Origin of the sequence: Phenylobacterium sp. (assembly GCF_036495085.1) — a bacterium.
Classification (GTDB): domain Bacteria; phylum Pseudomonadota; class Alphaproteobacteria; order Caulobacterales; family Caulobacteraceae; genus Phenylobacterium.
This window is the reverse complement of sequence record NZ_DASXNL010000061.1, coordinates 1-19,858: the sequence shown is the minus strand read 5'-3', so window position 1 is coordinate 19,858 and position 19,858 is coordinate 1. Positions and strand designations below refer to the sequence as shown.

13 protein-coding genes are annotated in these 19,858 nt (G+C 67.5%); 8 read left to right on the top strand and 5 right to left on the bottom strand.

The window, feature by feature from the left end; all coding sequences use genetic code 11:
• Positions 1–132 precede the first annotated feature (132 nt).
• Positions 133–3,057 carry an ATP-binding protein gene (locus tag VGI62_RS07620; RefSeq protein ID WP_331503803.1) on the bottom strand — a complete coding sequence of 975 codons (2,925 nt, stop codon included), beginning with the start codon at positions 3,055–3,057 and terminating at the stop codon, positions 133–135.
• Positions 3,058–3,647: 590 nt separating this feature from the next.
• Between VGI62_RS07620 and VGI62_RS07615 the strand changes: the two genes are divergently transcribed.
• Positions 3,648–4,907 carry an MFS transporter gene (locus VGI62_RS07615; RefSeq protein WP_331503802.1) on the top strand — a complete coding sequence of 420 codons (1,260 nt, stop codon included), beginning with the start codon at positions 3,648–3,650 and terminating at the stop codon, positions 4,905–4,907.
• The gene (locus VGI62_RS07610) at positions 4,904–7,306 is read left to right on the top strand and encodes a glycoside hydrolase family 31 protein (protein ID WP_331503801.1); all 2,403 of its coding nucleotides are present in this window, start codon (positions 4,904–4,906) and stop codon (positions 7,304–7,306) included. Before VGI62_RS07615 ends, VGI62_RS07610 begins: the two co-directional genes overlap by 4 nt.
• 25 nt (positions 7,307–7,331) lie before the next feature.
• Here VGI62_RS07610 and uxaC read toward each other — a convergent pair whose 3' ends face one another.
• Positions 7,332–8,759 carry a glucuronate isomerase gene (uxaC, locus tag VGI62_RS07605; protein ID WP_331503800.1) on the bottom strand — a complete coding sequence of 476 codons (1,428 nt, stop codon included), beginning with the start codon at positions 8,757–8,759 and terminating at the stop codon, positions 7,332–7,334.
• Positions 8,760–8,885: 126 nt separating this feature from the next.
• On the opposite strand from uxaC, the gene VGI62_RS07600 reads away from it, so the two are divergent.
• Positions 8,886–10,316 (top strand): mannitol dehydrogenase family protein, encoded by a 1,431-nt coding sequence (locus VGI62_RS07600; protein WP_331503799.1) that lies wholly within the window; start codon positions 8,886–8,888, stop codon positions 10,314–10,316.
• Here VGI62_RS07600 and VGI62_RS07595 read toward each other — a convergent pair.
• From VGI62_RS07595 to manD, 3 genes are all read right to left on the bottom strand, one after another.
• Positions 10,306–11,616, bottom strand: a complete 1,311-nt coding sequence (locus VGI62_RS07595; protein WP_331503798.1) for a sugar MFS transporter — start codon at positions 11,614–11,616, stop codon at positions 10,306–10,308. The genes VGI62_RS07600 and VGI62_RS07595 overlap by 11 nt on opposite strands.
• A 109-nt stretch (positions 11,617–11,725) precedes the next feature.
• Positions 11,726–13,957: a TonB-dependent receptor gene (locus tag VGI62_RS07590; protein ID WP_331503797.1), complete on the bottom strand. Its 2,232-nt coding sequence runs from the start codon at positions 13,955–13,957 to the stop codon at positions 11,726–11,728.
• A 137-nt stretch (positions 13,958–14,094) separates the two neighbouring features.
• Entirely contained in the window at positions 14,095–15,363 is a 1,269-nt protein-coding gene (gene manD, locus VGI62_RS07585) for a D-mannonate dehydratase ManD (RefSeq protein WP_414695652.1), read from the bottom strand.
• A gap of 83 nt (positions 15,364–15,446) precedes the next feature.
• On the opposite strand from manD, the gene VGI62_RS07580 reads away from it, so the two are divergent.
• From VGI62_RS07580 to VGI62_RS07560, 5 genes are all read left to right on the top strand, one after another.
• Entirely contained in the window at positions 15,447–16,205 is a 759-nt protein-coding gene (locus tag VGI62_RS07580) for a FadR/GntR family transcriptional regulator (RefSeq protein ID WP_331503796.1), read from the top strand.
• A 55-nt stretch (positions 16,206–16,260) separates the two neighbouring features.
• Complete coding sequence (gene uidA / locus VGI62_RS07575) at positions 16,261–18,216, top strand: beta-glucuronidase (protein ID WP_331503795.1); 1,956 nt, start codon at positions 16,261–16,263, stop codon at positions 18,214–18,216.
• Between the two features lie 71 nt (positions 18,217–18,287).
• Positions 18,288–18,929, top strand: a complete 642-nt coding sequence (locus tag VGI62_RS07570; protein WP_331503794.1) for a GNAT family protein — start codon at positions 18,288–18,290, stop codon at positions 18,927–18,929.
• Positions 18,930–18,941: 12 nt separating this feature from the next.
• Positions 18,942–19,253, top strand: a complete 312-nt coding sequence (locus VGI62_RS07565) for a hypothetical protein (protein WP_331503804.1) — start codon at positions 18,942–18,944, stop codon at positions 19,251–19,253.
• A gap of 86 nt (positions 19,254–19,339) precedes the next feature.
• On the top strand, positions 19,340–19,858 hold a 519-nt coding region (locus VGI62_RS07560), incomplete at its 3' end, for an SDR family oxidoreductase (protein WP_331503793.1).

Here is a 19,858-nt window from a genome sequence, read left to right as displayed (position 1 = left end):
TGCTGCAGCCCCTTCTGAAGCGCGATGGTCTGCGCCGCGCGACAGGGTCCCGAGGCAGGCTACGCCGGCAAAACCTGATCCCGGATCAGCTTTGGGTGGCGTTCGATCGCCCACACTGACCCGGAGCCCCGCTCACGCGGTCTGCGCGATCGGTGTTCCGGTCGCGGGCTCCATCGCCCAAGGCGCGATGCCATAGCGCCGGCAGAGCTCGCTCCGCTCAGCAAGGTCGCCCTCGATGCGTGGATCGCCGGGTTTCGCGCGCGTCATCAGCCGTGCACGAAGTCCCAGACCATCGACCATCCAGCAGGGGTTGTTGATGCGCCTGGCGATCAGGAACGCCTCTTCCAGCTGCGCCAGGCCCCTTTCGGCGTCGCCGCTGGTGACCAGGGCTTCGGCGTAGCCGGCCAGCAGGAAATACCGCTCCATCTGACCGGTGCGCAGGTGCAAGCCCTTGCGAAGGCATTCCTCGACGATCTCGATAGCCTGGCGCATCCGGCCCGTTCGCGAGAGCGCAATGGCGATCCGGCCCGCCAGGTTCGCCTTGATGGCGTCATAGCCGTTGCGCTCGCTGAGATAGCGAGCCTGCGCCAGGCAGTCGACCGCGTCGCTGTTGCGGCCGAGCATGGTGAGACTGCGGCCAAGGGCGGAGCGCGCCAGCACCTCCGAATAGGTATCCTGCTCGCGCACAGCGATGGCCAGGCCCTGCTCGGCGATTTCCAGGCAATCTGCGTAGCGGCCGGTGTCGGCCATGATCCAGCTCAGAAACGACAGGGTGAGGGATCGCGGAATGCCGTTGGCGCCGAGACGCGCTGTCTCCAGCGGACCGGTGAGCATGTCGGAGAGATCACGCGCCTCGGCTATCGCCTGATCCAGACGCCCCATGCCGTGCAGCAGGTTTGCGAGCATGACCTGGTTGGAGAAGATCAGGGCGGGTGACCTGAGGAGGCGAGCCATGGCCAGGCCCTCCTCGGTCGCGGCCAGGCCCTCGGCATATCGACCCTCAAACCAGCAGATCAGCCCCAGCTGCGAGAGGCTGCTGCAAACCAGGCGCGGGTGGCCGTGGCGCCGCGCCAGTTCGATCGCCCGCGGCAGGTGGGTGTTCATCTTGTCGAACTCGCCGAGCTGCAGCATCGAGGCGAACACCATCAGCACGAAGTCGACGTATTTCTCGTCGGCGGCCTCGCCCAGCCGGGCGATCACCCCCAGCGCGCGGTCGAAAATCAGGTTGAGAGAAGCTCCTGCGGAGCTGCGCCGCGCTTCGAGGCCGGCCTCCCAAAGATAGCCGAGCGCGCCTTCGTCATCGCCCGCACTCTCCGCGTGGAAGGCCAGCTTCTCGAAGCGGCCGCCGAGGTTCTCGTATCTCGAGGTGATCGCCTGGACAGCCCTCCTGTGCAGCTCGCGCCGACGCTCGTGCGGGATGGTGTCGGCGCACGCCTCGGTGATGATCTGGTGGCGCATGTGCGTCGCCTGACCCGCGACGGGATGGATGAAGGCGAACCGCTCGAGCTCGGCGAGATCAGCTGTCACGGTCCCAGCCTCGACGCCCAGCACCGCGCTGGCGAATTCGACATCGACGTCCTCGCCAAGCAGGCTGAGCGCCTGGGCGAGCGCCTTGGCGCTCGGCGAGAGCCGCTGAAGGCGGGCATGGATCACCGACTCGACGCTGTGCGGCAGGCCCTCGAACCCAGGCAGGTCCCTGCCCTCGATCGAGCGCACCAGCTCCTCAAGCACAAACGGGAGGCCATCGGCGCGGTGCACGATGCGATCAAGTATCGGCCCAGGCGCCTCACCCTCAGGCCACAGCTGGCGGCCGAGGTCCTGCATGGCGCCGGTCGAAAGCGGTTCCAACTGGATTATGGTCCGCGCCGTTTCCCGCGCCTCGTCGCGGGCCTCGGGACGACCGGTGAGCACGAGCAGCAGGGGCTGGGCGGCCTTGGCCTCCGCGAGCAGCCGCAGGAACCGGCGACTTTCCGGATCGATCAGATGCAGGTCCTCGATCAGGACGACGCTTGGCCGGTCGAGCGCCAGCACGCAGAAGCTGTCGACCAGCACACGCGCCAGCTGCGTCTCCGTCAGCCTGCCGGCCTTGTTCCGCGCGCGGTCCTGTGGCGGGGCGAAGAGCGATTCGAGTGCTGCGAAGTCGTCCTCGCTAAGCGCCGCATCGCTGAGCGCTGATCGCAGGTCCTCGCCCGAGATGGCGCCGGACGGACGCAGCAGATCTTCGATCAGGCCGCGCGGCGCCGCAAACGGCGTTGTGCGCTTTTGCGCGTCGCCGAAGAACACACAGACCCTGGAGCCCAACGCCAGGGCTTCACTCATGGCCGCGGCCGCCAGCCGGCTCTTGCCGATCCCGGCCTCGCCGATCAGCGCGACGGAGCGGCTCTCGGCGTGCGGCCGCGGGAGCATTCCGCGCAGCTTCGCCAACTCCCGGTCGCGCCCGACCATCGGCGAGCGATATCGCCGCGCCACATCGCTCTCGTCGAGGCGGTCGGGTCGCGCCTCCAGCCTGAAGGCGTCGATCTGCACGGCGCCGAAGGTCGGCGACGGGGAATGCGGGGTGAGGCTGAGCTGCGCTCGGCAGAGCCTTGCCGCCTGGCCGCTCAGCAGTATGCCGCCGGTCGGGGCGGCCTGCTGCAACTTGGCGGCGATGTTGACTGTCGCGCCCACGGTGTCGAAGCGCGAGATGCCCCCCCGGTTGATCTGCCGAACAGCCGCCAGGCCGGAGTGAAGGCCGACCCGGAAGCGGACGGTGCGACCGTCGGGGCCCAGGGGACCGTTATTGGGGCGCTGGATTTCCCAAGCCGCGGCGCAGGCCCGGTCGGCGTGATCCTCCAGTGGGCTTGGCCAGCCGAACACCGCGATGCCGCCATCGCCGGCGTAGTGGATCATCGTTCCGCCGGCGCCCTCGACGGCGTCGCGCAGATATTCGAACCAGTGGTCATAGAACGACTGGGCGTCGTCAGGATCGCAGGCGGCGATATGGCGTGTGGATTCGACGATGTCCGTCGCCAGCACCGTGATGATCGAGCGCTCCGAGGGGATTTCAGAGCCGCTCATGACTGCCGCCACCTGCGCATCAAAAAAACCACGTCCCAGCGATCTGCCTGGCCGGCCGCCAGGCGACCGAGCGCGATACCAACGATGTCTCCCTCAAAGCCGGGCGGCTGACCGGCGGGCTGCATAGAGCATTGCCGGCTGCCTGCCTTCTGTGACCACGGCCACACGCGCTGGATCGCTCAGCGCCTGCGACGGGGCCCGCACCCGCGGGGGTCAGCCCGCGGCGTTTCGCGCCAGGTGCTTTCAGGATGCCCTGCCTCGCCCTTTGCCCGAGCCGGCATTAGACAACAGCGGTATTCCACACGCAAGCATCGCGCGGATTTCCCTTATAACTTCGTAGGATGTGTCTTTTGGTCGAAAGACCAGACGCGGCAGGGCGTCCGGACGTTGATCCGCACATCCTCGGCGGCGGGAATCTGGACAGAAATGGACAAACCGGTTTCGAGTCCTTAGCCAGATGGGGCAGGCCTGCGCGCCAAGGCGATGACGTACAACGTACGCGCTTGGGGCCACAGGTTGGGGGTCCGCACGGAATTTTCGCAAGACATGGGCATCAAAGCGACGATCTCGCCCAGCATCGGGACCGGGCCATGAGCCTGCGGCGCCTGCGGTGGTGGATCGTGGCGCTCATCTGCGTCGGCACGATCCTGAACTATCTGGCGCGCAATTCCCTGGGCGTCCTTGCGCCCGAGCTGATGGCTCAGCTGCACTTCTCCACCCGTGAATATTCTTGGGTCGTCGCCTCCTTCCAGCTCGCCTACACGCTCATGCAGCCGATCTGCGGGGCGATCATCGACGGGCTCGGCCTGAAGGTCGCCTTCGCCCTCTTCGCGCTCGCCTGGTCGCTTTCCAACATGGCCCACGGCCTGGCCGGGGGCTGGATGTCGCTCGCCTTCTTCCGCGGGCTTCTGGGCGTCAGCGAAGCGGCCGCGATCCCGGCCGGGGTCAAGGCGGTCGGCGAATGGTTCCCGGCCCGCGACCGCTCGGTGGCCATCGGCTACTTCAACGCCGGCACCTCACTGGGCGCGTTGATCGCCCCACCCGTGGTGATCTGGCTGTCGCTCAGTTACGGCTGGCGCGCCTCGTTCGTGGCCACCGGCGCCGTCGGCCTCATTTGGGCGCTGGCCTGGTACCTGCTCTACGATCCGCCCAGCCGTCACCCAGCGCTCAGCGCCACTGAGCGAGCCCTGGCGCCCGGGCCGGTCAGCACCGGCGACGAGGCGGCGGTCCCCATCGCGGCCCTCCTGCGCCAGCGGGTGTTCTGGGCGCTGGCCATCCCGCGTTTCCTCGCCGAGCCGGCCTGGCAGACCTTCAGCTTCTGGATTCCGCTCTACCTGGCCCGCGAACGCGGCATGGACCTAAAGCACATCGCACTCTTCGCGTGGCTGCCGTTCCTGGCGGCGGACGCCGGCGGCATCCTTGGCGGCTATCTCTCACCGTTCCTGATGAAGCGGTTGCGCCTGGGGCTCTTAAGCTCACGCGCGACGGGCGTCGCCATGGCCGCGCTCCTGATGATCGCGCCTGGCTGCGTGGGCCTGGCGGTGAACCCCTACGTGGCCATCGCCCTCTTCTGCATCGGCGGCTTCGCCCACCAGGTGATCTCGGTGCTGATCAACACGCTGACGACCGATGTCTTCCCGCAGCGCTCGGTGGCGCGCGCGAACGGCCTGGTGGGCATGTTCGGCTGGAGCGGGGGCCTGGTCTTCTCACTGCTGGTGGGCGCGCTGGCCGACAGCGTCGGCTTTGCCCCGCTCTTCAGCCTGCTGGCCGTCTTCGACATCGTAGGCGCCATGGTGCTCTTCGCGCTGCTGCGCCCCCGGCAGCTCGACCTGCGAGGCGCCTACGCGTGAGGACCTCGTTCGCCAACCCCCCGAAGTTCAGGCTGGCCAACCGTGAGGGGCCCCGGCTGACGCTCACGTCCGAAACCGGCCACGCCGTGGAGATCTTCATCCTCGAGCCGGATATCATCAGGGTGCTCTTTTGCCCGCCGGGGGGTCTCACCGGACCCCGTACCTGGGCGATTGCGCCGGGGGCAGAGGACGTCCCGGACGCCGGGCGCGACCGGCTGGACGCCACGGGGTTCTCCGCGCCCGACTTCGACTTGCACGAGAGCGCCGAACGGCTGGTCATCGCCACCAAGCGGCTGCGCCTCACGGTGCGGCTGGCGGGCCTCTTCCTCGATTGGGAAATGGCTGAGGGCGAGGCCTGGGCGCCCATCGCCCGCGACCGCCGCACCCAGGCCTACAATTTCGGCTGGTGGGGCGCAGAGCCTCGCCACTATCTGGTCCGCGATCCCGCTGAGCGATACTTCGGCCTGGGCGAGAAGAGCGGCGTTCTCGACCGGGCCGGGCGACGGCTTCGCCTGAGCAACCTGGACGCCATGGGCTACGATGCGTCGAGCTCCGACCCGCTCTACAAGCACATTCCGTTCTACATCACCCACCACGCCGTGACCGGCCTGGCGTTCGGCCTCTTCTACGACACCTATGCCGATTGCGAATTCGACTTCGGCGCCGAGCGCAGCAACTACCACGGGCTCTATCGGAGCTTCAGCGCCGCCGGTGGCGACCTCGACTACTATGTGATCGCCGGCCCCACCGTCGCCGAGGTGACCCGGCGCTTCACCTGGCTGACGGGGCGCCCCGCCCTCTTGCCGCGCTGGGCGCTGGGCTATTCCGGCTCGACCATGAGCTATACCGACGCGCCGGACGCGCAGGCCCGCATGGCGGACTTCATCGATGCGTGCCGAGACCACGACATCCTGTGCGATTCCTTCCACTTGTCGTCCGGCTACACCTCGATCGGCAAGCGCCGGTACGTCTTCAATTGGAACCTGGAGAAGTTCCCCGATCCGGCGGGCTTTGCGAAGAGCTACCACGCCGCGGGCGTCAGGCTCTGCGCCAACATCAAGCCCTGCCTGCTCGACGACCACCCGCTCTTCGAAGAAGCCCGCAGCAAGGGCCTCCTGATCAGCGAGCCCGACGGCGAGCCGGCCTGGGCGCAGTTCTGGGACGGGCTCGGAGCCTATCTGGACTTCACCAACCCGGACGCCCGGGCCTGGTGGGGCGCCCACGTCACCACGCAACTGCTGGACGTCGGCATCGACGCCACCTGGAACGACAACAACGAGTTCGAGGTGACCTCGCCCACGGCGATGGCCGCCATGTGCGGCGCTCCAACGCCTGCGATACTGACCAAGCCCCTGCAGACGCTCCTGATGCTCAAGGCCTCGCGAGGCGCCCAGCTCGAGCACGCCCCTGAGCGCCGTCCATTCCTGGTCAGCCGCGCGGGCGCGGCCGGGATGCAGCGCTATGTGCAGACCTGGTCGGGCGACAACGCCACGGCATGGGAGAGCCTTAAGTACAATATCCGCATGGGGCTGGGCCTGGCGCTGAGCGGGGTCTCCAACTCCGGTCACGATATCGGCGGCTTCAGCGGCCCACGGCCCGACGCGGAGCTCTTCGTGCGCTGGGTCGAGGCCGGCGTCTTCATGCCGCGCTTCAGCATCCATTCCTGGAATGACGACGGCACGGCCAACGAGCCCTGGATGCACGAGGCCGCGACCGGCGTCGTGCGCGACCTGATCAAGCTACGCTACCAGCTGACGCCCTATCTCTATGACCTGGCGTGGCGCCACCATGGCGCCTTCGAGCCCATCATCCGGCCGACCTTCCACGAGTTCCCGAAAGATCCGGCCTGCCTGGAAGACAGCGACGAGCTGATGCTGGGCCCATCCCTGCTGGTCGCCTCGGTGGTGACGCCGGGCGCGGATTCGCGGAGCCTCTACCTTCCTGCCGGCGCCGCCTGGGTCGATTTCTGGAGCGGGCGAGCCTTCGAGGGCGGACAGCACATCACGCTTCCCGCGCCCTGGGGCCGCCCGCCGCTGCTCGTCCGCGAGGGCTCGGCGATCGCGCTCAACATCGCCGAGCAGACCTTCGAGCGGCGAGGCGAGGCGCGCGCCTTTGCAGTCTTCGCACCCCTGCAGGGCGCGTTCAGCGCCTCTTGCTACGAGGACGACGGCGAGACGGAAGCCTGGCGCGACGGCGCCTTCGGTCATTGGAGCCTGGCGCTCGAGGCCACGCCTGAGGCCCTGGTGGTGGATTGTCGCGCGACCGGACAGAGGCCGCCGCAAGGCCCGCTCGCGCTCCTCTTTCGCCCGGGCGAGCTCAGGCCCGTCCTGGCGCGCCGCGGCCGGATCTTAGGCGACGGCCCGTTCGGCGATTGGCGCCGCGTCGATCTCGAGCCGTGACGGCCGGCCGATCCGCCGCCTCTGGTCAGGGGGGCGGCCCAGCCAGTTTGTAGGCCTGCTTGGCCAGGTTGTAGGCGAGGTCGACGGCAAGCTCGCGGGCTTCGTCCTCGTCCAGCCGGTGCTCGGCCACGAGGCGGGCGAGGAACCCGCAATCCACGCGCCTCGCCACGTCATGACGCGCTGGAATCGAGAGGAAGGCGCGGGTGTCATCGTTGAAGCCCACCGTGTTGTAGAAGCCCGCCGTCTCGGTGGTCTGCTCACGAAAGCGCCGGATGCCCTCGGGGCTGTCGTTGAACCACCAGGCCGGCCCGAGCTTCAGCGCCGGATAGTGCCCGGCGAGCGGCGCGAGTTCGCGGCTGTAGGCGGTTTCGTCCAGCGTAAAGAGGATCAGGCTGAAGCCCGGCTCGGCGCCGAAGCGGTCAAGCAGGGGCTTCAGCGCGCGAACATAGTCCGTCGCCTGCGGGATATCGGCGCCCCTGTCGCGGCCGAAGCTGCGGTAAAGGTTGGCGTTGTGGTTGCGGAACGAGCCCGGGTGGAGCTGCATCACCAGCCCGTCCTCGAGGCTCATCCTGGCCATTTCGGTGAGCATCTGGGCGCGGAAGAGCTCGGCGTCTTCCTTCGACCAGACGCCATCCAGGATGCGGTGGTAGAGCGCCTCGGCCTCAACGGGGGTCAAGTCCGCAGTGGCCGCGCTCGGGTGGCCGTGGTCGGTGGAGGTCGCGCCGGCCGCCATGAACGCGCGGCGACGCACCCGGTGGGCCTCCAGGTAGCCGTTCCAGAACGAAATGTCCTGGCCGCTCAGGCGCCCGAAGCGGTCCAGCGAAACCCAGAAGTCCTCGTGCTCCGGATCGATGACCGGGTCGGGGCGGTAGGCCGTCACCACCCTGCCCCGCCAGCCGCTGTCGCGGATGGCCTGGTGATGGACAAGCTCGTCGGACGGTGATTCCGTGGTCGCCAGGACCTCGATGTTGAACCGCTCGAAGAGGGCGCGCGGACGGAACGCCGGCGTCGCCAGGAGCTCGCCGATGCGATCGAAATAGAAGTCGGCGGTGGCGGCCTCGAGGGCTACGTCAAAGCCGAAGACCGCTGCGAAGACGTGGTTGAGCCAGATCGCCGAGGGCGTGCCGCGGAAGAGGCGCATGTGGCCCGCAAAGAGCCGCCAGGCCGCGCGCGGGTCGGCCGGGCTTGCGCCCTTTCGCGACCCCACGCCCAGGGCCTCCAGCGGCACGCCCTGGCTATAGAGCATCCGGTAGAGGTAGTGGTCGGGCGCCAGCAGGAGGCTGGTCGCGTCGGAAAAGGGCGTGTCGGTGGCGAACCACTCCGGATCGGTGTGGCCATGCGGGCTGATGATCGGCAGGTTCGCGACCTCGCCGTATAGCCGTCGGGCCACACCGCGCTGGACCGGGTCCGTCGGGAACAGCCGATCTTCGTGGAGGTTCAGCGGCTTGGACATGGTTCCTCAAGGCTCCCGCGCAGACAGCGGTCGATTTCCACGGAATAAGACACCGGTTACCATCGCTGTATGACTTCGTCTCCAGAGTCTCCATCCGGCCCCCGACTTCGGCTCAGCGACGCGACGATGGCGAAGCTGCGGGGCGGCGTCATCCGGCCGGACTATGATCGCGCCGACACTCGGGTGGGCGTCGTGCACTTTGGCCCGGGCGCCTTTCATCGCGCCCACCAGGCCTTCTATTTCGATCGTATGCTGGCGCGCGACCCGACGCTCGCGATCTGCGCGGTGTCGCTGCACAGCGACACCGTCAGGGCGGCGCTCGAGCCGCAGGACGGCCTCTACAGCCTGACCGAACGCGAAGCCGAAAATGTCGTCCGGGTGATCGGCGCCATCCGACAAGTCCTGACGGCGCCGCGCTCGCCGCAGGCGGTCTTCGCCCGGCTGGTCGATCCGGCCGTAAGGTTGGTCACGGCCACCGTCACCGAGAAGGGCTATTGCCTGAGCCCTGGGGGCGACCTCGACCTCGACTTGCCGGCGATCCGCCAGGACCTTGGCCGGACGACTGAGCCCCAGACCCTTGTCGGCTGGCTGGTGGAGGGGCTGCGCCGGCGCCGCGCCGCGGGTCTCGGCGGACTGACTGCGATCGCTTGCGATAACCTCTCTGGAAACGGCGAGCGCTTCGCCCGCAGCGCGCGGCAATTCGCCCGGGCCAGCGGCCAGGCCGACCTTGCGCACTGGATCGAAGGGGAAGTCCGCTTCCCGGGCACGATGGTCGACGCCATCACGCCGGCGAGCGACGACATCCTGCGCGCCGAGGCCGCCGAGCGCCTTGGTCTCAGCGACGCCTGGCCGATCCAGCGGGAGCGGTTCGTCCAGTGGGTGATCGCCGATGAGCTTGGCGCCGAGGCCGAAACTTTCGCCGCCGCCGGCGTGACGCTTGCCGGCGACGTCGCCGCCTTCGAGCGCGCCAAGCTCCGTGTGCTCAATGGGAGCCACTCGACGCTGGCCTACGTGGGCCTGCGCCTGGGCTACCAAAGCGTCTGCGAGGCCATGGCCGACCCGGAACTCGCCGGCTTCATCGAGCGGCTGATGCGGCTGGACATGGCGCCTGGCCTCACGCTGACGCCGGGACTGGACGTGAGCGCCTACGTTGCTGAGATCCTGGCGCGGTTCCGCAACCCCGCGATCGTTCACAAGCTCGCCCAGATCGCCTGGGACGGGTCGCAGAAGCTGCCGATCCGCCTGCTGCAGCCGATCAGCGAGGCGCTTGCCGCGGGGCGCCCGGTCGAGCGCCTGGCGGTCGGCGTTGCGGCCTGGATGCAGTTTGTTTGCCGCCAGGTCGCCAATGAGGCGCCGATCACCGATCCGCTTGCGCCGCTCCTGTCGGCGGTCGCCAGGCGCTGCGGCGGTGATCCGGCGCGCGATGTGGCGGCGTTCCTGGAGATCGAGGCGATCTTCGGGCCGGAGCTCCCGCGGCGCGCGCCGTTTCGGAACGCCCTGGAAGCGGCTTATCGCCGGCTTGGCGGCGGACAACCGCGGCTTGCCCTCAAGCCTTGAGGAAGGCCGGGCGCCGGGCATAGACCCCGAAGAGCGCAATGACGGCGTAGCAGAGCGCCGGCAGCCAGAGCGCGGCGCGCAGGTTCCAGATATCGGCCAGGTGACCGGTTAGCGGCGGAATGATCGCGCCGCCGACGATGGCGACGCAGATCAGTCCCGAGCCCTCGGCCGCGCGCCGCCCGAGCCCCTCGTTGGCCAGACTGAAGATGGTCGGGAACATGATCGAGTTCATCAGCCCGACCGCAAGCAGAGCCCACCCGGAGATGGGACCGACGCTGGTGGAGGCCACCGTGATCAGGGCGATCGCACCGGCCGCGGCCACGGCCAGCACCTTGCCGGGGGAGAACATGCGCAAGAGGAAACCCCCGACCAGGCGGCCGACCATGGCGCCGCCCCAGTAGAAGATGAGGTGCTTACCGGCAGCCTGGGCGCCCAGGCCCAGCACGTTCGACTGGATGAGGAAGTTCACGATGATCGAGCCGATCGCCACCTCTGCGCCGACGTAGAGGAAGATGCACAGGGCTCCGAAGCCGAAGCGCGGCTGGCCGAGAAGATCGAAGGACCTGAGCAGGCTCGGGCTCGCTTCGGGGGTTTCCGGAAGGAGTTTTCGGCGGCTCCAGACCACCCAGGCCACGACAAGCAGAGCCAGCGCCAGGCCCAGGTAGGTGCGCACGACGACGTGGGTCTCGCTCGCCCGGTAGGCGACCAGGGCAGCGCCCGAAAGCTCGTGAGAGTCGACCTTCGCCAGCGGGCCCAGGATCAGGAGCGAGCCGACAAACGGGAAGACCGTCGTGCCGATGGAGTTGAAGGCCTGGGCGAAGGTCAGCCGGCTGTGCGCGGTGCTGGGCGGCCCCAACATGGAGATCAGTGGATTGGTCACCACCTGCACGGTGGTGATCCCTGCTGCGAGGACGAAAAGCGCGCCCAGAAAGACGTAGAAGGCGCCTGACGCCGAGGCCGGCACAAACAGCAGGCACCCGGCGGTCATGGTCAAAAGCCCGAAGGCGGCGGTGCGCATATAGCCCACCCGGCGCACCAGCCCCGAGGCCGGGATCGAGATCAGGAAATAGGCCGCGAAGAACGCCGACTGCACGAGGAGCGCCTCGGCGTAGCTGAGGGTGAAAAGTTCCTTCAGCTTCGGGATGATCACATCGTTGAGGCTGGTGACGCCGCCGAAGATGAAGAAGAGCGCAAAAACGAAGCCCCGCAGCGCAGGCGCATTCACCCCGCCTGCGTCGGCGCCGTCATAGACCGACGACGGATCGGTGGTGGTGGGACCCTCAAGGACCTCGTCGGCCATCGTTCCCCTGCCAATCTTCCGCGCCGTCGGCCCTTGGCCGCATTTCAATAGGGGCGCCGCCGAACGCCCTCGGAGATGAGGGCGGTCCGGCGGCGATTCTCACGCCACCTTAGAACCAGTAGGATGCGCGGACGCCTGCGAAGCGCTTGAAGTCGCGGGGCAGGATCACCTGCGTGGCCAGCTGGTTGTTGTAGGTGCCGGCCTGGTCGAAAATGTTCGCGTAGTAGTGCTCGTCGAAGACATTGTTGACGAAGGCCATCACCTCGTAATGGTGCAGCGGATCGCGGACGCCGCCCGTCAGGTTGAGGATCCCGTAGGCCTTCTGGACCGTCTGCGGATCCTGGTTCAGCGAATAATTCACCCGGCTCTGGTAGGAATAGGACCCCGTGCCGACGATCTCGAGCGGCGAGCTCGCCAGCTGATGGGTGTAGTCGAGGTCGGCCGAGAACTTCCACTTCGGCGACTGGGCGGGTGTGGCGCCGCCAAGGTTCTGGCGACCGGGGCTCCCCAGGCAGCCTTGAGCCGCGGTCTGTAGCGGGAAGCACTGGGCGACGGGGAAGCTGGTGATCTGGGCGTCGACATAGGCGCCGGACGCCGAAAGCCGCCACTCCTCGCTGAGCCTGGCCGTCGAATCGACCTCCACGCCCTGGGTCCTGAGCTTGCCGACGTTGGCCAGGCGGAAGTTCGAGGTCCCGTCCGGCAGGGTCTCGATGCCCTGCGCCTGGAAGTTCTCGTATTCGGTATGGAAGGCCGTGACGTTGAGGGTCAGGCGGTGGTCGAACAGCTGGCTGCGCGCGCCTGCCTCCCAGCTCTTCGAGGTTTCCGGCTGGATCGGCCCGGCAAGCTGGCGGTTCAGGTTGAAGCCTGTGGTCAGGTCGTAGGTCTGACCCTTGTGTCCTGTCGAATAGGAGACGTAGCCCATGAGGTCTTCGGTGAACTTGTGGTTCAGGGCTGCGTGGTAGGTCCAGAAGTCATCGCTGGCGTTACCGGCGAACATGGCGTTGTTCAGTATGTCGTCGAACGTGTAGTCGATCTTCTCGTTCTGGAACCGCAGCCCGCCGGTGGCCGTCGTGCCCGGGATGAACTCCCAGTCAAGCTGGCCGAAGGCCGCCGTCTGCTTGGAGCCGGAGGTCGCATACCAGCGAGCCTGCGAGAAGTAGGGCCCGCGGAAGAAGTTCCGCACGAAGTCCACGTCGGCGTAGTAGGCGCCGACGGTGTAGCGCAGCGGCTCGTCGCCGCGCGAAACCAGGCGCACTTCCTGGGTGAACTGGCCTGACTTGAAATAGCCGATCTGACGGTTGTCGATGAGCGTGCTCGCCGTCTCGTCGACGTCCAGGAGGTCGGTGACCTTGTAGTTGTCGTTGCCGGTGATCGAGATCAGCGTCGCAAAGCCCAGGTCCCACTCAAGCTTCAGCGACTGACTGTTGTCGTCATAGTCGGTCCGGGCCTTGAAGTTGTTGGCGAAGTCGGTGTTCTCCGGCCCGACAGTGATCCCGGCCTGGAAGACCGATGGCGGGAGGGCCGGGTTGCCGCGCAAGGTGGCGTTGGGCGCGAGCGCGATGAAGGGACGGCCGACCGTGGTGCCGCCGTTGACGTAGTTCCAGCCAAGCGTGGCGGTAAAGGTCTGCGTCGGGGTCCAGACGAGCTTGCCATGCACGGAAGCAAAGTCGCGTCCGCCGGCCTTGTCGCCGGTGAAGACGTTGCGCACGTTGCCCTCGAACTTGTCGTAGTTGGCGCTTAGCCGGTAGGCGAGCTGGTCGGTGATCGGGCCGGACAGATGGCCGCCCACGCCATACTCGTCATCGCTCGTCGCCAGCGCGTCCAGGCCGCCTGAAAGCGTGGTTGTGGGCGAGCGGGTGACGATATTGATCAGGCCGGCCGAGGCGGACTTCCCGTAGAGCGTGCTCTGCGGCCCGCGCAGGACCTCGATCCGCTCGATATCCGAAAGGTCGGTGAAGGCGCGGGCCTGAAACGCCACGGGAACATCATCGACCTGGATGGCCACGCTGGGCTCGACGCCGATGCTGAAGGCGAATGTCCCGATGCCGCGGATCGAGACCGAGGAGTTGACCGGCTGCTCAGCGGGCCGCACCACCAGCGAAGGCGCGAGCTTGGTGAGGTCGGTGAACTCCCGCACGCCTGCGGCCGCAAGCTGCGTCCCCGAAACCACCTGCACCGCGGAGGGGACGTCCTGGACGTTCTCGGCCCGCTTCTGGGCGGTGACGATCACTTCTTCGACGTGGGCGGCATCGGCCGCCTGGGCGGCGCCGGCGCAGAGGCTGGCCGCCAGGCCGACAACGAGCCATGTCGGCAGCGACGTGTTGGAAAACAAGGTCTTCATGTCCCCTCCCCAATCCCTCCAGGCGTTATGACCACCTGTTGCGATCGGTCCTACCATATTGGTAAGGCCAACTGCAATCATTGGTATGTCAGAATTGCTGGAGGCGGAAATCGCGTCGAGGGCTGCGCCGCCGGCGATCACCAGTTCCACATGGTTCCGTCTTCCAGCCTGGCGACCGGAAGCTGCCGCGGATCGTAGGGATATTTCGCCGCCAGCGCCTCATCGAGGTCGACGCCGTGTCCGGGCCCATCGCCTGGGTGCATCAGGCCGTCCGAGAAGCTGTAGGCGTGGGGGAAGACAGCGTCGGTCTCAGCGGTGTGGCGCATATATTCCTGGATGCCGAAGTTGGGGACCCAGGTGTCGAAATGCAGCGCCGCTCCCATGGTCACCGGTGAGAGATCGGTGGCCCCGTGGCAGCCGGTCTTGATCTGCCAGACCGAGGCGAAATCGGCGATGCGGCGCAAGTGGGTCAGGCCGCCGGCTGCCACCACGGAGGTCCGGATGTAGTCGATCAGCTGTTCCTGGATGAGATCCTTGGCGTCCCAGATGGTGTTGAACACCTCACCGACGGCAAGCGGCGTCGTGGTGTGGCTGCGGATCAGGCGGAAGGCGTCCTGGTTTTCCGCCTGGGTCGCGTCTTCCAGCCAGAAGAGCTGGTAGGGCTCCAGCCGCTTGCCCAGTTGGGCGGCCTCCAGCGGCGTCATCCGATGGTGGCCGTCGTGCAGAAGCTCGACGTCAAAGCCGTAGCGTTTCCGCAACGCTTCGAATAGATTGGGAAGGTAATTCATGTACTTGCGCGTCGACCAGACGGTCTCGGTCGGCAGCTGCGCGTCCGCGGGCTCGTAATAGAGGTCGCCGCGTCCGACGCCGTAGGCAAGGTCGACACCGGGCACGCCGGACTGCGCGCGAACGGCCTTGTAGCCGGCTTCGATGTATCGCCCGACCGCCTCGAGCGTGTCCTCCAGCGTCTCGCCATTGGCGTGTCCGTAGACCATGACGCCTTCACGGCTCTTGCCGCCCAACAGGTCGTAGAGCGGCGCGCCGAGCGCCTTGGCCTTGATGTCCCAGAGCGCCACGTCGACGGCGGCGATCGCGCGCATGGTGACCGGGCCGCGGCGCCAATAGGCGCCCCGATAGAGGTATTGCCAGATGTCCTCGATCCGCCGCGCATCGCGCCCGATCAAAACCGGGATCACGTGGTCCTCGAGGTAGGCCACGACCGACTTTTCGCGACCGTTCAGCGTCGCGTCCCCGATCCCGTAGACCCCCTGGTCGGTCTCGATCTTCAGGGTGACGAAGTTGCGGCCGGGCGACGTCACGATCACCCGCGCCGAACGGATCTTCAGCGGCGGAATCGACGACCCTTGGGAGGCCTTAGAATGAGGGGTGAACACCGACTGGCTCATTTCAGAATTGCCCTCCATTCTGCCAGCGTAGGGCCCATGCTCTGGCTTGTCCAGATTGGCCTGACCAGCTAAGGGATGACGTGATGATCGCCAAAACCGAAGCCGGACGACTCTACGAGAAGGTTGCGCAGGACCTCTCGCAAAAAATCGCCGCCGGCCAGTATGCCGTGGGACAGCGGCTGCCGTCGGAACGGGATCTGGCCCAAGCCTACGAGGTTTCCCGCCCTACGATCCGCGAGGCGATCATCGCGCTGGAGCTGGATGGCCTCGTCGAGGTGCGCCTCGGATCGGGCGTCTACGTGACCGCGCGGCTGCCGCGCGGCGGCCAGGCGGGCGAGATGGACGTGGGCCCGTTCGAACTTCTCGAAGCACGCCGCGCCATCGAGGGCGAAAGCGCCGCCCTGGCCGCGGCGCTGATATCGGATGAGGAACTGGAGGAACTGCGCCGGCTCGTGGCCGAGATGCAGGCCGAGAACGCCCGCAACGTGGTGATGTCGGAGGATGCCGACCGACGCTTCCATATGCTTATCGCCACCGCGACCCAGAACAGCGCCATGGTCGCAGCGGTGCAGATGTTGTGGGATGCGCGTGCGCGCTCCCCGCAGACCCAGTCGCTGAGCGCCAAGGCCCACGCCGCGGGCGTGACGCCGCGGATCGACGAGCACGCCGCGATCCTCAAGGCGTTGCGCGAACGCTCGCCCGAGGCGGCGCGGCGCGCCATGCGCGACCACCTCACCCGGGTGCTGGAATCGCTGCTGGCGGCCACCGAGGTGCAGGAGCTGGAGCAGGCTCGCGCCCGTATCGCCGCCGAGCGCAAACGCTACACAACGACGGCCCGCTGACGGCGCCGACGCCGGGCGCCGCTCAAAGAGGCGGCGGATTTGGGGGAAGACGGACATGGGCGACGACACAAACCCGGACCGCGGCGATGCGGCGATGACGCGGCGCCAGGCGGTCGGAGCCTTTGGCCTCGTCGCCTCGAGCGCGGCTGCGGCGAGCGCGCTCGCGGCCTCCTCCAACGCTCAGGCCGCCGCCCAGGGCGCCCCGGCGCGCGGACCAGCGAGCCTCCTTTACCCGCACGAGAGCGCGACCCGGGCCAGCCGGGACCTCTCGGGTCTCTGGCGCTTCCAGCTCGACCCGACCGATCGCGGCGAACAGGACCGCTGGTTTGTGGGCGGCCTGCCGACGCCGCGGCGCATACCGGTGCCCTGCAGCTGGAACGACCTCTTCGACGACGCGCGCGACTACTTCGGAACCGCCTGGTACGAGACCGACTTCCAGCTCGATCCCGGCTGGCGCGGCCGGCGCGTTTGCCTGCGGTTCGGTTCGGCCGTCTATCGCGCCCGCGTCTGGCTGAACGGCGAATATCTCGGCGAGCACGTCGGCGGTCACCTGCCCTTCGCCTTCGACGTCAGCGGACTGGCGCGCGAGCGTGAGCCGAACCGGCTGACGGTCAGTGTCGAGAACAAGCCTCAGCTCGACCGGGTGCCATCGATCCCCGACCCGCAGACAGCGCGGATGTACCAGGTCGACTACCCGCAGACGGCCTACGACTTCTTCCCCTACTGCGGCCTGCATCGCCCGGTGGTGCTGGTCTCCACCCCCGACACGCACGTCCAGGACGTCACCGTGACCACGGCCTTCTCAGGCGCGACGGGCGTTGTGGACGTGGCTTTCGCAGTGAACGCCAACTGGTCGGGGCCGGCGAAGCTGATCCTGACCGGTGGCCCTCGGCCCATCTCCGTCCCCGTGACGGTCGAGAACGGCCGGGGCGCAGGCCGGCTTCGCGTGGACGCGGTCCGCGCCTGGTCGCCGCAAGACCCCTTCCTCTACCGCCTCAACATCCGCCTGGGCGGGGAAAGCGTCATCGACGACTATCCGATGAAGATCGGGGTGCGGACTGTCGAGGTCCGCGGCAGCGAGATCCGCCTGAACGGCAAGCCGGTGTTCCTGACCGGCTTTGGCAAGCACGAGGACTTCGCCATCCATGGCAAGGGGCTCGACCTTCCGGTGCTCGTGCGCGATTTCGAGCTGCTCAAGTGGATCGGCGCCAACAGCTTCCGCACCTCGCACTACCCCTATTCCGAGGAAGCCCTGATGCTCGCCGACGAGTATGGGTTTCTGGTGATCGCCGAGACGCCGGGCGTCAGCCTCGTGTTCATGGACGCTCCGCCGATCATCGAGGCGCGCTATCGCCAGCTCGAGGGCGCGCTCACCGAACTGGTCCATCGCGACAAGAACCACCCGTGCGTGATCCTGTGGTCGCTGGCCAACGAGCCGATCCCCAAGCCCTTCCACACCGTCAACGACATCCCGCCGGGCGCCGTCGAGACCGGGACGAAATTCTTCCAGCGCCTCTTCGCCCACGCCCGTGGGCTCGACCAGACGCGGCCCGTCGCCCTGGTCAGCGTCCAGGGCGGCCCGGCCGAATGGGTCGGCCAGGGCGATGTGATCTGCGCCAACTCCTACAACGGCTGGTACGTGGTCTCGGGCCGGATCGATGAAGCGGCGGCCACCCTTGAAAAGGAGATCACCGGGCTTCGGGCGCGCCATGGCGACAAGCCGGTGATCATCACCGAGTTCGGCGCTGACGCGGTCGCCGGCATCCACGCCCAGCCGCCCGAAATGTGGAGCGAGGACTACCAGGCCGACCTGATCGAGGCCTACTGGCGCACGCTGCGCCGCCACCCATACGTGGTCGGCGCCCATCCCTGGGCCTTCGCCGACTTCAAGACCGCGCAGAGCATCATGCGTGTGGGTTCGCTCAACCAGAAGGGCGTGTTCACCCGTGACCGGCGCCCCAAGCTCGCCGCCACCCGACTACGCAGCCTTTGGAAGGCAGCCCAGGGCTGAGCGGGGCGGAGAAAGGGCGGCCATGCCCTGGCGGCGTATTGAACGTCCCCCTCCCCGGCTATAGCTAAGCCATGACCCACGGGCCGACCGAGTCTCTAAGAGCGCCACTCGAGACGCCGTCGCTTGAGGCGCCGCCAAGGCTGGTGGGCGAGTTCGTGATCCTGCGCGCCTTAACCTGCGACGACGCGCCGATCACCCATAGGTGGCGTCTCGGCGCGCGGGCCCGCCATCTGAACGGCGCGGCGGCCTCCCTCGAGGACCAGGCGCGCTGGATCGCCAGCCGGCCAACCGGCGAGTTCAACTATATGATCGAGCTGGTCGGCGGGCCGGCCATAGGCATGCTCTCGCTGGTCAACATAGACTTGAGCAACCGGCGCGCTGAGTCGGCCCGTTTCCTGATCGGCGACGAGGCTGCCGCGCAAGGCGCGCCGGCGGCGGTCGAGGCGATGAAGCTCCTCTATGAGCTGGCTTTCGAGCGCCTGGGGCTGGAGCGGATCTACGGGCTTGTCGAGGAACGAAACCACCTGATGCTGAAGTGGCAGAAGTATTTGGGCATGAAGGAAGAAGGCCGCCTGCGCCGCCACTTCTTCATGGACGGCGAGTTCGTCGACGCCGTCAGCCTGGGCCTGCTGGCCGAGGAATACCGCGCAACGTCGCTGCCGCGCATGCGCAGCCTCATCGCGCTCGGCCGCCCTCGCGCGACCGGGGCCTGAAGCGTGGCTGACATGGCGGGTCGCCGCGACGAAGTGCTGCGCATCATCTTTGGCGCGCTCGAGAGCCTCAATCAGGAGCTGGACGAGGACGCCCGTGTCGAAGTCGGCCCCTCGACGCCGCTCTTCGGCCCCGAGGCGAGCCTGGACTCGCTCTCCCTGGTTTCGGTGATCGTCGACGTCGAGACGGCGCTAACCCTGAAGTGGGACACTCCGATCAGCCTGACGGACGACCGGGCCATGAGCCGCGAGATTTCGCCCTTCGACGACGTCGGCGCCCTCACCGACTATGTCCTGGAACTGCTGGCCGAACTGGCGCCCGCCTGAATTCGGCAGGACCCGCGTTTCGTTAACCCTGTCGGCGCCCTTGGCAGCTACACCGTGGGACATCGCTCTGGATCTCTCGGCCGCGCATGGACCTCTATTCGGGAAAGACCGCCCTCGTCACCGGCGCCACGCGAGGCGTAGGCCGCACCATCGCCACCCATTTCCTGGACAATGGCGCGAAGGTGATCGGCTTTGCCCGCGGCCCGGCCAGCCTGAGCGGGGAGGCCTACCACCACGTCGAGGTCGACCTCGCCGACCCCCTGGCCATCCAGAAGGCGTTCCTCGGCCTTCACAAGCAGATCGAGGGCATCGACATCGTGGTCAACAACGCCGCGGTGCTGACCTCGCAGTACGCCATGATCATGCCGCCCGCGGCCGCCCAGGCGATGGTCAACGTAAACCTCCTGGCGCCCTTCATCGTCAGCCGCGAGGCGGCCAAGTTCATGCGCCGCAAGAAGTGGGGCCGGATCATCAACATCGGCTCCATGGCCGCCAGTCTGGAGCCCATGGGCGACTCCGTCTACGCAGCCACCAAGGCAGGGCTTTCGACGCTGGCCAACGTCATGGCCAAGGAGTTCGGGCCCATGAACGTCACCTGCAACACC

Excerpts from the sequence above, each read along its gene's own strand:
- VGI62_RS07620 (WP_331503803.1), bottom strand. The coding sequence starts at position 3,057 with ATGAGCGGCTCTGAAATCCCCTCGGAGCGCTCGATCATCACGGTGCTG.
- VGI62_RS07615 (WP_331503802.1), top strand. The coding sequence starts at position 3,648 with ATGAGCCTGCGGCGCCTGCGGTGGTGGATCGTGGCGCTCATCTGCGTC.
- VGI62_RS07595 (WP_331503798.1), bottom strand. The coding sequence starts at position 11,616 with ATGGCCGACGAGGTCCTTGAGGGTCCCACCACCACCGATCCGTCGTCG.
- VGI62_RS07565 (WP_331503804.1), top strand. The coding sequence starts at position 18,942 with ATGGCGGGTCGCCGCGACGAAGTGCTGCGCATCATCTTTGGCGCGCTC.
- manD (WP_414695652.1), bottom strand. The coding sequence starts at position 15,363 with ATGAGCCAGTCGGTGTTCACCCCTCATTCTAAGGCCTCCCAAGGGTCG.
- uxaC (WP_331503800.1), bottom strand. The coding sequence starts at position 8,759 with ATGTCCAAGCCGCTGAACCTCCACGAAGATCGGCTGTTCCCGACGGAC.
- VGI62_RS07590 (WP_331503797.1), bottom strand. The coding sequence starts at position 13,957 with ATGAAGACCTTGTTTTCCAACACGTCGCTGCCGACATGGCTCGTTGTC.
- VGI62_RS07580 (WP_331503796.1), top strand. The coding sequence starts at position 15,447 with ATGATCGCCAAAACCGAAGCCGGACGACTCTACGAGAAGGTTGCGCAG.
- uidA (WP_331503795.1), top strand. The coding sequence starts at position 16,261 with ATGGGCGACGACACAAACCCGGACCGCGGCGATGCGGCGATGACGCGG.
- VGI62_RS07570 (WP_331503794.1), top strand. The coding sequence starts at position 18,288 with ATGACCCACGGGCCGACCGAGTCTCTAAGAGCGCCACTCGAGACGCCG.
- VGI62_RS07600 (WP_331503799.1), top strand. The coding sequence starts at position 8,886 with ATGGCGAAGCTGCGGGGCGGCGTCATCCGGCCGGACTATGATCGCGCC.